The organism is Streptococcus suis (assembly GCF_002964045.1).
GTDB classification, from domain to species: Bacteria; Bacillota; Bacilli; order Lactobacillales; family Streptococcaceae; genus Streptococcus; species Streptococcus suis_U.
On record NZ_POPB01000543.1, the window covers coordinates 1 to 354 of the forward strand.

Sequence of the window (354 nt, forward strand, 5' to 3'; positions counted from 1 at the left end):
GTTAGCCACCTTCTTATCAGGAATTATTTTCTACGCAGACTACGCTCCAGATGGTATGCCTGTCTGGTTCTATTCCTTTACCTACAATATCAGCTATATTCTTCCTTCCACTGCAATTGCCTCTATTCTGCTCATTTTACTCTATAGAGCAAGACCAGGTTTTTACAATCTTTAACCAAAACTGCCTGCTGGATTTTATCTAACAGGCAGTCTTTTTAATTATTTTTACTTGCTTTATGCTATAATAGGAACGTTATAATACATTTTGGAGGAAATTATGGCTTCTTGGATTTCAAGAATTATTAAAGGTATGATTATCGCACTCGGCTTTATCTTACCTGGTGTCTCTGGGGG

General features: G+C 37.0%; 1 protein-coding gene. It reads left to right on the top strand.

The genetic code is table 11. The features are described from left to right. Nucleotides 1–175, top strand: a 175-nt coding sequence (locus C1E99_RS12605; RefSeq protein WP_193441819.1) for an energy-coupled thiamine transporter ThiT, incomplete at its 5' end; no start/stop codon positions are given. Nucleotides 176–354 lie beyond the last annotated feature (179 nt).